General features: G+C 65.3%; 7 protein-coding genes. 1 reads left to right on the top strand and 6 read right to left on the bottom strand.

What is annotated here, in order from left to right; genetic code table 11:
* Nucleotides 1-280 precede the first annotated feature (280 nt).
* Nucleotides 281-460, bottom strand: a complete 180-nt coding sequence (locus BJP62_RS14140) for a hypothetical protein (protein ID WP_070530597.1) — start codon at nt 458-460, stop codon at nt 281-283.
* A gap of 99 nt (nt 461-559) precedes the next feature.
* Here BJP62_RS14140 and BJP62_RS14135 point away from each other — a divergent pair, with 99 nt between their 5' ends.
* Entirely contained in the window at nt 560-1,579 is a 1,020-nt protein-coding gene (locus BJP62_RS14135; RefSeq protein ID WP_070530596.1) for a tetratricopeptide repeat protein, read from the top strand.
* Between the two features lie 102 nt (nt 1,580-1,681).
* Here the strand turns inward: BJP62_RS14135 and BJP62_RS14130 are convergent, their stop codons facing one another.
* From BJP62_RS14130 to BJP62_RS14110, 5 genes are all read right to left on the bottom strand, one after another.
* Nucleotides 1,682-3,097 (bottom strand): FAD-dependent oxidoreductase, encoded by a 1,416-nt coding sequence (locus tag BJP62_RS14130; RefSeq protein WP_070530595.1) that lies wholly within the window; start codon nt 3,095-3,097, stop codon nt 1,682-1,684.
* 59 nt (nt 3,098-3,156) lie between these two features.
* The gene (gene gltB, locus BJP62_RS14125) at nt 3,157-7,605 is read right to left on the bottom strand and encodes a glutamate synthase large subunit (RefSeq protein WP_070530592.1); all 4,449 of its coding nucleotides are present in this window, start codon (nt 7,603-7,605) and stop codon (nt 3,157-3,159) included.
* Nucleotides 7,606-7,864: 259 nt separating this feature from the next.
* Entirely contained in the window at nt 7,865-9,331 is a 1,467-nt protein-coding gene (locus BJP62_RS14120) for a glutamate synthase subunit beta (RefSeq protein WP_070530591.1), read from the bottom strand.
* Nucleotides 9,332-13,975, bottom strand: a complete 4,644-nt coding sequence (gene gltB, locus BJP62_RS14115) for a glutamate synthase large subunit (protein WP_070530589.1) — start codon at nt 13,973-13,975, stop codon at nt 9,332-9,334. It lies immediately after the preceding gene.
* Between the two features lie 303 nt (nt 13,976-14,278).
* Nucleotides 14,279-14,791 (bottom strand): O-acetyl-ADP-ribose deacetylase, encoded by a 513-nt coding sequence (locus BJP62_RS14110; RefSeq protein WP_070530585.1) that lies wholly within the window; start codon nt 14,789-14,791, stop codon nt 14,279-14,281.
* Nucleotides 14,792-14,794 lie beyond the last annotated feature (3 nt).

Here is a 14,794-nt window from a genome sequence, read left to right as displayed (position 1 = left end):
GGGGATAACAGCGGCACCGCGGCAAACGCGGTGCAACTCCGGGCACGGGGCTGGAGCAGTTATCGATCTCGAACTTGATGGGTATTGATCAAGGGTGCAGGGTTGCCGTGTTGGCCGTCCCCGGTGCCGGCAGCAGACATCGCTCGTGACAATGCTTGCTGATCGACAACCTTTTTTTACCGTCATCCCGTCATCATGTAACCGCAAATAGTTCCGCTACGGCCCTTGCGATTGCTTGCGCTGGATCAAGTCTGGTGGCGGTCTGCCGGTGCAATCGGCATCACGCCACGGCGAAACGGCGCCGGTAGACCGACGGCGCGACGCCGACCACCCGTCGGAAATGCGCCCGCAGGCTTTCGACCGAGCCGAAGCCGCTGGCGGCCGCCAGCCTTTCGAGGCCGGTCTCGCCGCTTTCCGGCTGGCCGGGAGCGGTGCCGATACAGCGCCTGCGATTGCGCACCGCTCTGAGCTTGCGCTCGGGACGATGGCGTTCGGCCGCATGTTTTGCCGGCGGCGGCGCTAGAATAAGGGTAACGCCCTACTCCTTCCGGCAAAGCCTGTGGCCCTGCTCCAGACCCTCAACGACATCGAACGCATCGTCTTCAGCGACCCGACCACCGCCAAGCGCCAGTGCGCGCCGGTGCTGGTGCGCGCCCGCGACGAGCACGACGTCGAAGCACTGGTCCGTGCCGCGACGATGCTCTCGCTGATCGAGGACCAGCTCGGCGAGCGCAACGAAGGCAGCGTGCTGCTCGCCGAAGCGCTGGCGTGCTGCCAGATGTACGGGCTCCGCCATCTCGAGCCGGCGGTACAGGAACGGCTCGGGCGCGACCACTACACCGGCGGCGACTACCGGCTGGCGCTGCAGCACTGGGCGCAGTGCGTGCGGCTCTGCGACGGCGAGACCCGGCATGTGCATACGCTGGCGCTGGCGCTGATCGGCCTCGGCCAGGTGTGCAGTGCCTACGGCGGGCTCGACGAGGCGGTGACCTTCCACCGCGCGGCCGACCGCCAGCTCGAATCGAGCGACGACGTGCACCTGATCGCCAAGGTGAAAATCAGCCTGGGCTGGGACCTGCATGTGCTGGGCCGCGAGGAAGAAGCCCGGCACATTCTCGTCCAGGCGCTGGATCTGTGCCGGGCCCGGCAGTTCAGCCACTTCCAGGCCGAGCTGCTGTTGCGGCTGGCCCAGGTCGACATCGAGCAAGGCGACGCCGAGGCGGCCGAGCAGAAGCTCGAGGAAGCGCTGTCGCTGCTGGTTTTCACGCCGTCGCACTGGTGCGAGACGCAGGTGCTGGGGCTGCTGGCGCAACTGCGCCACCAGCACGGCCGGCCCGATCTGGCGATCAGCATGATCCAGCGTGCGCTGCACATCGCCGAGGTCGACGGCATGCGCCATGTCGAGGCGAGGCTGCTGGCCGACCTGATCGTTTATGCCGGGGCCGACGGCAATACCGCTCTCGCCGAGGTGCAGCAGCGCCGGCTCGCGGCATTGCAGGCCTCGCTCGACGACGCCATCGGCAGCGGCGACGTGCCCGACCTCAGCCTGCTGCGCGACCTGCTCACCCTCTACGCCTGAGCGCCGAACCGCAGCACCGGGCCGTGCGGGCCTTTCGCACGCCCCGCCTTCATCAAAAAAAAACCCCGCAGCGTTGCGGGGATTTTGCGGCCGGGCCGGGGTTTACCAGACGCCCAGATACTCGAGGATGCCTTCCGCAGCCTGACGGCCTTCGTACACGGCACGCACCACCAGATCGGCACCGCGGACCTGGTCGCCGCCGGCGAAGATCTTCGGGTTGCTGGTCTGGTGCTTGTACGTTTGCTTGAGCGGCGCGACGGTACGGCTCCAGTCGTCGACCTTGATGCCTTGCGCGTCGAACCAGCTCGCCGCCTCGGCCTGGAAACCGAACGCGACGATGACATGGTCGCAGTCGAGCACGCGCTCGGAACCGGCGACGATCTCGGGCTTGCGACGACCCTTCTCGTCCGGTGCGCCAAGCGCGGTGGTCACGAGCTTGAGGCCCAGGCTGCCGTCGGCGTTCTGCTGGATGCCGACCGGCTGGCTGTTCCACTGGAACTCGACGCCCTCTTCCTTGGCGTTGGCGACTTCGCGCTTCGAACCCGGCATATTGGCTTCGTCGCGACGGTAGGCGCAGATCACCGACTCGGCGCCCTGGCGGATGCTGGTGCGGTTGCAGTCCATTGCGGTGTCGCCGCCGCCGAGCACGACGACGCGCTTGCCGGCCATGCTCTGGTACGCCTCGCCGTCCGGCAGGGTGCCCATGCTGTTGCGCACGTTGTTGATCAGGAACGGCAGCGCTTCCATCACGCCCGGCAGCGCTTCGCCGTCGAAACCGCCCTTCATGTACTTGTACGCGCCCATGCCCATGAACACGGCGTCGTAGTCGCGCAGCAGCTCGTCGATGCTCACGTCACGGCCGATCTCGGTATTCAGGCGGAACTCGACGCCCATGCCTTCCATGATCTCGCGGCGGGTGGCGACAACTTCCTTCTCGAGCTTGAACTCAGGAATGCCGAAGGTCAGCAGGCCGCCGATTTCCTCGTAGCGGTCGAACACCACCGGCTTGACGCCGTTGCGCACCAGGATGTCGGCACAGCCGAGGCCGGCCGGGCCGGCGCCGATGACGGCGACCTTCCTATCGGTCCAGACCCGGCCCGACATGTCGGGACGCCAGCCGGCCTTGTACGCTTCGTCGGTGATGTACTTCTCGACCGAGCCGATCGACACCGCACCGAAACCGCCCTGGTTCAGCGTGCACGCGCCTTCGCACAGGCGGTCCTGCGGGCAGACACGGCCGCAGATTTCCGGCAGCGAGTTGGTCTTGTGCGAGAGCTCGGCCGCCTCGAACAGCTTGCCCTCGTTGACCAGCTTGAGCCAGTCGGGGATGTAGTTGTGGACCGGACACTCCCACTCGCAATACGGGTTGCCGCAGGACAGGCAGCGGCCGGCCTGCTCGGCCGCGTCGCCCTGGTTCAGCGCCTGGTAGATTTCCTTGAACACGATCTTGCGCTTGTCGGCGGGGACTTTCTCGCCGGGGTTGCGCGCCACGTTCATGAACTGGAATACGTCGGACATTGTGGATTTCCTAATGCATCGCATGCATCGCCGGGCGGGCACCGCCCGCCCCGGCGCTGTCAGTCTTTCAGCAGATCGTCGAGCTTGGCGACCTTGGGCTTGACCAGCCAGAAGTAGTCGGTCGCTTCGTCGAAGTTCGCCAGCAGCTCTTTCGCCTTCGACGAATCCGTCAGCGCGACGTGCTGGTTCAGCTTCTCGCGCAGGAACGCGCGGACCGCGCCGTAGGCTTCGCCGTTGATCAGGTTGATGTCGATCAGCTCGTTGTTGTAGCGGTAGGCGAACTTCTCGCCGCGGTCGTAAACGAGCGCGAAGCCGCCGGTCATGCCGGCACCGAAGTTGTAGCCGGTCTCGCCGAGCACGATCACCGCGCCGCCGGTCATGTATTCGCAGCCGTGGTCGCCCACGCCCTCGACGACCGCCGTCGCACCCGAGTTGCGCACGGCAAACCGCTCGCCGCCACGGCCCGCGGCGAAGAATTCGCCGCCGGTTGCGCCGTACAGGCAGGTGTTGCCGACGATCACGCCCTCGTCCGACTTGAAGCCGCTGCCCTTGGGCGGGTAGACGACGAGCTTGCCGCCGGCCATGCCCTTGCCGGTGTAATCGTTGGCATCGCCTTCCACCTCGATCGTCAGGCCCCTGGCGTTCCAGACGCCCAGACTCTGGCCGGCCGAACCGTTGAGCTTGATGTGCAGGCAGTCATCCGGCAGGCCGTCGGCGCCGTGGGCCTTGGCGATCTCGCCGGACAGCCGCGCGCCGATCGAGCGGTTGACGTTGCGCACGTCGTACTCGAAGCGCTGCGCGGTCTTCGCCTTGATGCCGGCGAGCGCGTCGACGACCATCTGCTCGGCCAGCTCGCCCTTGTCGAACGACGGGTTGCTGTCCTCGACGCAGAAACGCGGCTCGGTCGCCGGGATCGCGCCCTGGCTCAGCAGCACGTCGAGCTTGAGCTTCTGCTGCCGTTCGGTGGCGCCGGCGGCGACGTCGAGCAGGTCGGTGCGGCCGATCAGCTCTTCCATCGTCCGGATGCCGAGCTTCGCCATCCATTCGCGCGTTTCCATCGCGATGAAGGTGAAATAGTTGACGACCATATCCGGCAGGCCGGTGAAGTACTTCGAACGCAGCTTGATTTCCTGCGTCGCGACACCGGTCGCGCAGTTGTTCAGGTGGCAGATCCGCAAGTACTTGCAGCCGAGCGCGACCATCGGGCCGGTGCCGAAGCCGAAGCTTTCGGCGCCCATCATCGCGGCCTTGATCACGTCGAGGCCGGTCTTCAGGCCACCGTCGGCCTGAACGCGGACGCGGCCGCGCAGACCGTTGGCACGCAGCACCTGCTGCGCTTCGGTCAGGCCGAGCTCGAACGGCGAACCGGCGTACTTGACCGACGCCAGCGGCGACGCACCGGTGCCGCCGTCGTAGCCCGAGATCGTGATCAGGTCGGCATAGGCCTTGGCCACACCGGCGGCAATCGTGCCGACGCCCGGTTCGGCGACGAGCTTCACCGACACCAGCGCATCCGGGTTGACCTGCTTCAGGTCGAAAATCAGCTGTGCCAGGTCTTCGATCGAGTAGATGTCGTGGTGCGGCGGCGGCGAGATCAGGCTGATGCCCGGCTTCGAGCAGCGCAGCTTGGCAATCAGCGGGCTGACCTTGTCACCCGGCAGCTGGCCGCCTTCGCCCGGTTTGGCACCCTGCGCGACCTTGATCTGCAGCACTTCGGCATTGACGAGGTAATGCGGCGTGACGCCGAAACGGCCCGACGCGACCTGCTTGATCTTGGACATCTTCATCGTGCCGTAGCGCGATGCATCCTCGCCGCCTTCGCCCGAGTTCGAGCGGCCGCCGAGGCGGTTCATGCCTTCGGCCAGCGCCTCGTGCGCTTCCGGGCTCAGGGCGCCGAGCGACATGCCGGCCGAGTCGAAGCGCTTGAGGATGGCTTCGACCGATTCGACCTCGTCGACGGCGATCGCCTTGGCGGTATCGAGCTTCAGCGACATCAGGTCGCGCAGCATCGCCACCGGGCGGTTGTTCACCAGCTCGGCGTACTTGGTGTACTCCTTGTACTCGCCGCCCTGCACCGCCTTCTGCAGCTGCATCACCACGTCCGGGTTGTAGGCGTGGTATTCCTCGCCGAACACGTACTTGAGCAGGCCGCCCTGCGCCAGCGGGCGCATCGGGTTGAACGCGAGCTTGTTGAGCTTGAGCTGGTCGGCCTCGAAGTCGGCGAAGTCGGCGCCGCCGATCCGCGACACGGTGCCCTTGAGACACAGGCCGACGACTTCCTCGCCGATGCCGACGCCTTCGAACAGCTGCGAGCCGCGGTAGGACGCGATCGTCGAGATCCCCATCTTCGAGAGGATCTTCATCAGACCCTTGTTGATGCCCTTGCGGAAGTTGTTGGTCGCCTTGGCGAGCGGGCCATCGACCTGGCCGAGATCGACCAGCTCGATGATGGTCTGGTACGCGAGGTACGGGAACACCGCGGTCGCGCCATAGCCGATCAGGCAGGCGAAGTGGTGCGGGTCGCGCGCGGTCGCGGTCTCGACGATGATGTTGGTCTTGCAGCGCAGGCCGGCCTCGACCAGCGCGTGGTTGACCGCGCCGGTGGCGAACAGCGCCGGGATCGGCAACCTGCCTTTGGCGATGTTCTTGTCCGACAGCACGACGATGACGGTGCCGTCATCGTTCACCGACCTCAGCACCGCAGCCTGCAGCGCTTCGATCGCAGCCTTCAGCGTCGTTTCGCCGGCGACGAAGCTCAGGTCGAACGTCGCCGACTTGTAGAACGGATCGGTCTGGCTGGTCAGCGTGTCGAACTTGTCGGAGGAGAGCACCGGCGAGCGCACTTCGAGCCGGCGCGCATTGTCTTCGGTTTCGACAAACAGGTTGCGCTCGGGGCCGAACACGGTGTTCAGCGACATCACGATCGCTTCGCGGATCGGGTCGATCGGCGGGTTGGTCACCTGCGCGAACTGCTGGCGCAGGTAGTCGAACGGCGAGCGGACCTTTTCGCTCAGTACGGCCATCGGCGTGTCGTCGCCCATCGAGCCGATCGCTTCGGCACCGTCGCTGGCGAGCACGCGCACGATCGCGTCACGCTCTTCGAACGTCAGCTGGAACTGTTTCTGGAACGTCAGCCGCGTTTGCGCATCCATCGCCGGCAGCACGCCCTTGTCGTCGGCGATCTCGAGCTGCTGCGCGTGGTGCTTGATCCACTCGCGGTAGGGCTTGGCGGCCTTGAGGCGGTTGTCGATGGTCTCGGTGTCGAGGAAATCACCGGTCGCAAGGTCGACGGCAACGATCTGGCCCGGTTTGACCCGGCCCTTCTTCACCACGTCCTCGGGCTTGTAGTTCCAGACGCCGATTTCCGACGCGATCGTCAGGTGGCGGTCCTTGGTGATCACGTAGCGCGCCGGGCGCAGGCCGTTGCGGTCGAGCGCGCAGCCGGCGTAGCGGCCGTCGGTCCAGACGAGGCCGGCCGGGCCGTCCCACGGCTCCATGTGCATCGAGTTGTATTCGTAGAACGCGCGCAGGTCGCGGTCGTTCGAGTCGACGTTCTGCCACGCCGGCGGCACCAGCATCCGGAAGGCGCGGAAGATGTCGACGCCGCCCATCATCAGGCCTTCGAGCATGTTGTCGAGGCTCATCGAGTCCGAACCGTTGGTCTGGACGATCGGGCGAACCGAGTCCATGTCCAGGTGTTCGGAATCCATGATCGCTTCGCGCGCCTTGGCCCACAGCCGGTTGCCGGCAACGGTATTGATTTCGCCGTTGTGCGCAAGGAAGCGGAACGGCTGCGCCAGCTTCCACTGCGGCCAGGTATTGGTCGAGAAGCGCTGGTGGTAGACCGCCAGCGACGATTCGAAGCGCTCGTCCTTCAGGTCGAGGTAGAACACCGGCAGGTTGTCCGGTGTCACCAGCCCCTTGTACGACAGCACGTGCGGATTCAGCGTCGGGATGTAGAACGAGGCGTCGGCCGCATTGGCCTTCTCGGCCAGACGGCGCGCCTGGTAGAGCTTGCGCTCGAAAACCTTGCCGTCGAGCCCGGCCGGCGCATTGACGAACACTTGTTTGATCGTCGGCAAGGTACGCAGCGCGTATTCGCCGCATGCTTCGATATCGACCGGCACGTCGCGGAAGCCGGCAACGATCAGCCCCTGGCCTTCGAGCGCGTTGCGCAGATTCGACAGCGACGCTGCGCCGAGCGCGGCATCATTGGCGTGAAACACGATACCGGCAGCATACTGCTCGGCAAGGGTCAGGCCGATCTCGGCAGCAACGGTGCGCAGGAAACCGTCCGGCTTGCGGAACAGCAGGCCGCAACCGTCACCGGACTTGCCGTCGGCGGCAACGGCGCCACGGTGGGTCAGACAGGCCAGCGAAGAGATCGCGGTCTGCACCAGCCAGTGGCTGGGCTTGTCGTCCATCTGGGCGATCAGACCGAAACCGCAACTATCCTGCTCGAATCGAGGATGGTAGAGGGTACCCCCCAACCAGCTTTGTCTATCCATGACACTACCCTTGAGTAAGCCGCACAACACAAGCGAAAAGGCGTCAATTTTAATCAGGGATTAGGGTTAACCACAACTTGAGTGAATAGACGGCGGATTCTGCTGCGTAGTTCTCGCATATTCTTTCGGTAATTCTGCCTTGCAATGGCAAACAATTACTTTGCGTGTAATTTTATTTGCCGAATTCATGACCAATGCATGGCTGCAATGCCAATAAAAAACCCCGCCTGAGCGGGGTTTTTTATTGGCCGATGCCGGATCAGCGCGGCAGCAGCGAGCTGCCCATCAGGAAGGCATCGACCTCGCGTGCCGCCTGACGCCCTTCACGGATCGCCCACACCACCAGCGACTGGCCACGGCGGACGTCGCCGGCGGCAAAGACCTTGGCGACGTTGGTCGCGTAGCAACCTTCGCCATCGGTTGTCGCCTTGGTGTTGCCGCGGCCGTCGCGCTCGACGCCGAAGCCCTCGAGGATGCTCGCAACCGGATTGGTGAAGCCCATCGCCAGGAAGACGAGATCGGCCTTGATCTCGAATTCGCTGCCGGCGACTTCGACCAGCTTGCCGTCCTGCCATTCGACACGGACGGCCTTGATCGCGGTGAGCTTGCCGTTTTCGCCGACGAATTCCTTGGTCATCACGGCGAAATCGCGTTCGACGCCTTCTTCGTGGCTCGACGACGTGCGCAGCTTGAGCGGCCAGTACGGCCACGTCATTGCCTTGTTTTCCTGCTCCGGCGGCATCGGCATCACTTCGAGCTGCGTCACCGCAACGGCGCCGTGACGGTTCGACGTGCCGACGCAGTCCGAACCGGTGTCACCGCCGCCGATCACGACGACGTGCTTGCCCGTCGCCGAAATCGGGTTGGCGCCGTCACCGGCGACGGTCTTGTTCTGCGGAATCAGGAACTCGAGCGCGTAATGCACGCCGGCGAGCTCGCGCCCCGGCACCGGCAGGTCGCGCGGTACTTCGGCGCCACCGGCGAGGATCACCGCGTCGAACTCGGCCTTGAGCTGGTCCGGCGTCACCACGGTCTTGGCGTCGTTGATGATGCCGGCCGGCAGCTTGCCGTCGACCGCGACGATGGTCGAGGTGCGGAAGCTCACGCCTTCGGCTTCGAGCTGGCCCATCCGGCGGTCGATCACGCTCTTGTCGAGCTTGAAGTCGGGAATGCCGTAGCGCAGCAGGCCGCCGACGCGATCGTTCTTTTCGAACACGGTCACCGCATGACCGGCACGCGCCAGCTGCTGCGCGGCAGCGAGTCCGGCCGGGCCCGAGCCGACGACGGCCACAAGCTTGCCGGTCTTCACCGGCGCGATCTGCGGCTTGATCCAGCCCTCTTCCCAGCCCTTGTCGACGATGTAGCGCTCGATCGACTTGATGCCGACCGGATCGGCGTTGATGCCGAGCGTACAGGCCGCTTCGCACGGCGCCGGGCAGATGCGGCCGGTGAACTCGGGGAAGTTGTTGGTCGAGTGCAGCACCGCCAGCGCGTCCTGCCAGTTGCCGCGGAACACGAGGTCATTCCAGTCCGGAATGACGTTGTTGACCGGGCAGCCGTTGTTGCAGAACGGAATGCCGCAGTCCATGCAGCGCGCGCCTTGCGTCTTCGCCGCGTCGTCGACCAGACGCGCGACGAATTCGCGGTAGTGGGTCACGCGCTCGGCAACCGGCGCATAGCTTTCCGAGACGCGCTCGAATTCGAGAAACCCTGTGGGCTTGCCCATTTATGCAATCTCCTTCTGCTGCTCTGCCTTCGCGGCGGCCAGTTCCTTGAGCGCGCGGCGGTATTCGTTCGGATAGACCTTGATGAAGCGGGCACGGCTCGCGTCCCAGTCGGCCAGGATGGCCTTGGCCCGGTTGCTGCCGGTCAGTGCGGCATGACGTTCGACCAGCGACTTGAGCTGGGTTTCGTCGGCCAGATCGCGGTGACGCGGCTCGTCCGCCGATTGCTCGCCGGCCGGCAGGACCGCTTCGAGCGCGACCTGCGCCATATTGCAGCGGTCGGCAAAACCGCCGTCCTCGTCGAAGACATAGGCGATGCCGCCCGACATGCCGGCGGCGAAGTTGCGGCCGGTGTTGCCGAGCACGACGACGGTGCCGCCGGTCATGTATTCGCAACCGTGGTCGCCGACGCCTTCGACGACGGCGGTCGCACCCGAGTTGCGCACGGCAAAGCGTTCGCCGCCGACACCGGCGAGGAAGGCCTCGCCATCGGTCGCGCCGTACATCACGGTGTTGCCGACGATGATGTTGGCCGCGGTATCGCAAACGAAACCGGCGGCCGGGCGCACGATGATCCGCCCACCCGACAGGCCCTTGCCGACGTAGTCGTTGCCTTCGCCGACCAGCTCGAAGGTGATGCCCTTGGCGAGGAAGGCCGCGAAGCTCTGGCCGGCCGTGCCGTTCAGGCGAACGTTGATCGTGTCGTCCGGCAGGCCGGCGTTGCCATAGCGGCGCGCGACCTCGCCCGACAGCATCGCGCCGACGGTCCGGTTGACGTTGATGATCGACGTCTCGATCGCCACCTTGGCGCCGGTGTCGAGCGCGGTCTGCGCCTTGGCGACCAGCACGTTGTCGAGCGACTTCTCGAGGCCGTGGTCCTGCACGTCGACGTGCAGGCGCGGCTCGGCAGCGTCGACCGCCGGCAGGTGGAACACCTTGCTGAAGTCCAGACCCTGCGCCTTCCAGTGTTCGATGCCGGCGCGCTTGTCCAGCAGGTCGGCACGGCCGATCAGTTCGTCGAAACGACGCACGCCGAGGCTGGCCATCAGCTCGCGCACCTCTTCGGCAACGAAGAAGAAGTAGTTGACCACGTGCTCGGGCTGGCCGGTAAAGCGGCGGCGCAGCTCCGGGTCTTGCGTCGCGACGCCGACCGGGCAGGTGTTCAGGTGGCACTTGCGCATCATGATGCAGCCTTCGACGACCAGCGGCGCGGTCGCGAAGCCGAACTCGTCGGCGCCGAGCAGCGCGCCGATGACAACGTCGCGGCCGGTCTTCATCTGGCCGTCGACCTGGACGCGGACACGGCCGCGCAGGCGGTTCAGCACCAGCGTCTGCTGGGTCTCGGCCAGGCCGAGTTCCCACGACGAACCGGCATGCTTGATCGACGATTGCGGGCTGGCACCGGTGCCGCCGTCATGGCCGGCGATCACCAGATGGTCGGCCTTGGCCTTGGTCACGCCGGCGGCAACGGTGCCGACGCCGACTTCCGAGACGAGCTTGACCGAGATCGACGCCTGCGCATTGACGTTCTTCAGGTCGTGGATCAGCTGCGCCAGATCCTCGATCGAGTAGATGTCGTGGTGCGGCGGCGGCGAGATCAGCCCGACGCCCGGCACCGAGTGGCGCAGGAAGCCGATGTATTCGGACACCTTGTGGCCCGGCAGCTGGCCGCCTTCGCCCGGCTTGGCGCCCTGCGCCATCTTGATCTGGATCTGGTCGGCGTTGACGAGGTATTCGGCGGTGACGCCGAATCGGCCCGACGCGACCTGCTTGATCGCCGAGCGCAGGCTGTCGCCTTCCTTGAAGGTGTAGTCGCGCTCGATCCGGCTCTTGCCGATCACTTCGGACAGCGTCTGGCCGGCCTTGAGCGGGATGAAGCGCTTGGCATCCTCACCGCCTTCGCCGGTATTGCTCTTGCCGCCGATCCGGTTCATCGCCAGTGCCAGCGTGCTGTGCGCTTCGGTCGAGATCGAGCCAAGGCTCATCGCGCCGGTGGCGAAACGCTTGACGATCTCCTTGGCCGACTCGACTTCGTCGAGCGGCACCGGCGCACCGACCGGCCTGATTTCGAACAGGCCACGCAGCGTCAGGTGCCGCTTGGTCTGGTCGTTGATCAGCGCCGCGTATTCCTTGTACGTCGAATACTGGCCCGAGCGCGTGGCGTGCTGCAGCTTGGCGATCGAGTCCGGCGTCCACAGGTGGTCTTCGCCACGGATGCGGAACGCGTAGTCGCCGCCGGCGTCGAGTGCGTCGGCGAGCACCGGGTCGGTGGAGAACGCAGCGGTGTGCAATTTGAGCGCTTCTTCGGCGACTTCGAACAGGCCGATGCCTTCGACGTTCGAGCTGGTGCCGGTGAAGTACTTGTCGACCAGCGCCTTCTGCAGGCCGACCGCTTCGAAGATCTGCGCACCGGTGTACGACATGTAGGTCGAGATGCCCATCTTGGACATCACCTTCATCAGGCCCTTGCCGACCGCCTTGATGAAATGCTTCTGGTAACGGCTCGCGAGTTCGGCATCACCGCCCGCGAAATCGGCCAGCGTGGCCATCGCCAGATACGGGTGGACCGCTTCGGCACCGAAACCGCCGAGCAGTGCGAAATGGTGCGTTTCGCGCGCCGAACCGGTTTCGACGACGAGGCCGGTGCTGGTGCGCAGGCCCTGCTTGACCAGATGCTGGTGCACCGCCGACGTCGCCAGCAGCGCCGGAATCGCGACATTGGCCGCGTCGAGCTTGCGGTCCGACACGATCAGGATGTTGGCGCCGCCCTTGACCGCGTCTTCGGCTTCGGCCGCGAGCGACGCAAGGCGTGCCTCGATGCCGGCCTTGCCCCACGCCGCCGGGTAACAGATGTTCAGCTCGTGCGAACGGAACTTGCCGCCGGTGTACTTGCCGATGTGGCGGATCTTCTCGATGTCGGTCGCCGACAGCACCGGCTGCGACACTTCGAGGCGGATCGGCGGGTTGATGTCGGCCGGGTTCAAGAGGTTCGGCTTCGGGCCGATGAACGACACCAGCGACATCACCAGGTCTTCGCGGATCGGGTCGATCGGCGGATTGGTCACCTGGGCGAACAGCTGGCGGAAATAGTTGTACAGCGGCTTGGCCTTGCCCGAGAGCACGGTCAGCGCCGAGTCGTTGCCCATCGAGCCGGTGGCTTCTTCGCCGTTCTCGGCCATCGGTTTGAGGATGACCTTGATGTCTTCCTGCGTGTAGCCGAAGGCCTGCTGGCAGTCGAGCAGGCTGCTACAGGGCGACTTCGGTGCCTCGAGCGCGTCCTGCACCTCGTCGAGCTTGATGCGGATCTTGTCGACCCACTCGCGGTACGGCTTGGCGTTGGCGAGGCCGTCCTTGATTTCCTTGTCGTCGATGATGCGGCCCTGTTCCATGTCGATCAGGAACATCTTGCCCGGCTGCAGACGCCACTTCTGCGCAATGCGCTCGTCAGCGATCGGCAGCACGCCCGATTCGGACGCCATCACGACGAGGTCGTCCTTGGTCACGAGGTAACGCGCCGGGCGCAGGCCGTTGCGGTCCAGCGTCGCGCCGATCTGGCGGCCGTCGGTGAATGCCACGGCGGCCGGGCCGTCCCACGGTTCCATCATTGCGGCGTGGTATTCGTAGAAACCGCGGCGGTTTTCGCCCATCAGCGTGTGCTTTTCCCACGCTTCCGGAATCATCATCATCACCGCCTGCGCGAGCGAGTAGCCGCCCATCACCAGCAGTTCGAGCGCGTTGTCGAACGACGCCGAGTCGGACTGTCCCGGGTAGATCAGCGGCCAGACCTTGTTCAGGCTGTCGCCGAGCACCGGCGAGCTGATTGCGCCTTCGCGCGCACGGATCCAGTTGACGTTGCCGCGTACGGTGTTGATTTCACCGTTGTGCGCGATCATCCGGAACGGATGCGCCAGATCCCATGTCGGGAAGGTATTGGTCGAGAAACGCTGGTGGACCAGCGCCAGCGCCGAGACGCAGCGTGCATCGGCGAGGTCGTGGTAGTAGACGCCGACCTGGTCGGCGAGCAGCAGGCCCTTGTAGTTGACGGTGCGCGCCGAGAACGACGGCACGTAGAACTCGTGGCCGTGAGTCAGCTTCAGGCGGCGGATCGCATGGCTGGCGTCCTTGCGGATCACGTAGAGCTTGCGTTCGAGCGCGTCGGTAACCAGAACGTCCGGACCGCGGCCGATGAAAATCTGCCGGATCACCGGCTCCTTGGCCTTGACCGCCGGCGACATCGGCATCGTCGCGTTGACCGGGACGTCACGCCAGCCAAGGACGACCTGGCCTTCGGCGCGCGTCGCACGTTCGATTTCTTCCTGACAGGCTGCACGCGACGCGGCTTCCTGCGGCAGGAACACCATGCCGACGCCGTATTCGCCGACCGGTGGCAGTACCACGCCCTGCTTTGCCATTTCCTCGCGATAGAGCACGTCCGGAATCTGGATCAGGATGCCCGCGCCGTCGCCGGCGAGCGCGTCGGCACCGACGGCGCCGCGGTGGTCGAGGTTCTTCAGGATCAGCAAACCCTGCTCGACGATCGAATGACTCTTCTGCCCCTTCACATGGGCGATAAAGCCGACGCCACAGGCGTCGTGTTCATTGGCAGGGTCGTACAGCCCCTGCTGCTCGGGCTTTGCCGGGTCCATCACGCTCGTTTCCTTTCCAGCGCACGCTGGCCTAATGCGATAAATGAATGCAATCCGCGAAAAAAAAGCCGGCCACAGGCCAGCTTTTCGAGGTGTTCGGGCAGTTTGCGGGACCATGTCTTGTGGACTGGCGCGGCGCGCGCATCGGGTAGGGCCGACATCTGCACATTCCGCCGGGGGCAAGGGCTGCACCGACCACAAACCGGTACTAATTGGCTTGGTCGGATGATCGAGTGTGCCAGAAAAAAACGGCGCTGCATTGTTTGAAACGCAAAAAACTTAATGTAGGTCAGTAGCTTGTGACTACAAGTACCCTGGGGTGGCGTCGAGCCTTGCCCGGTACGCCCGCAATGCAGCATCGCCGAACGGCACGAAGTGCACTTCGGCCACGCTGCCGTGCCCGGCGCACGCCGTCACCGTGGTCACGGCGATGTCGACCGCCGCGTCGAGCGGATAGCCGTAGACGCCGCAACTGATCGCCGGAAACGCGATGCTGGCGATGCCGTTGGCCGCCGCCAGTTTCAGGCTTTCGCGATAGCAGCTCGCCAGCAGCGCCGCCTCGCCGTGACCGCCGCCACGCCAGACCGGGCCGACGGTGTGGATCACGAATCGCGCCGGCAGCCCATGGCCGCCGGTGATCCGCGCCTGCCCGGTCGGGCAGCCTTTCAAACTCCGGCATTCGGCCAGCAGGCCCGGACCTGCGGCACGATGGATCGCGCCATCGCCGCCGAGCAGCGATTCGTTTGCCGCGTTGACGATGGCATCGATGGCCAGCGTGGTGATGTCGCCCGGCGTGATCCGCAGTTTCATGGTCATTCT

It is taken from the genome of Jeongeupia sp. USM3 (assembly GCF_001808185.1).
Taxonomy (GTDB): domain Bacteria; phylum Pseudomonadota; class Gammaproteobacteria; order Burkholderiales; family Chitinibacteraceae; genus Jeongeupia.
This window is presented reverse-complemented; position numbering and strand designations above follow the sequence as displayed.

What these genes read in the sequence shown, in the direction of transcription:
- BJP62_RS14110 (WP_070530585.1), bottom strand. Translation starts at nt 14,791, where the DNA reads ATGACCATGAAACTGCGGATCACGCCGGGCGACATCACCACGCTGGCC.
- gltB (WP_070530592.1), bottom strand. Translation starts at nt 7,605, where the DNA reads ATGGATAGACAAAGCTGGTTGGGGGGTACCCTCTACCATCCTCGATTC.
- BJP62_RS14130 (WP_070530595.1), bottom strand. Translation starts at nt 3,097, where the DNA reads ATGTCCGACGTATTCCAGTTCATGAACGTGGCGCGCAACCCCGGCGAG.
- BJP62_RS14120 (WP_070530591.1), bottom strand. Translation starts at nt 9,331, where the DNA reads ATGGGCAAGCCCACAGGGTTTCTCGAATTCGAGCGCGTCTCGGAAAGC.
- gltB (WP_070530589.1), bottom strand. Translation starts at nt 13,975, where the DNA reads ATGGACCCGGCAAAGCCCGAGCAGCAGGGGCTGTACGACCCTGCCAAT.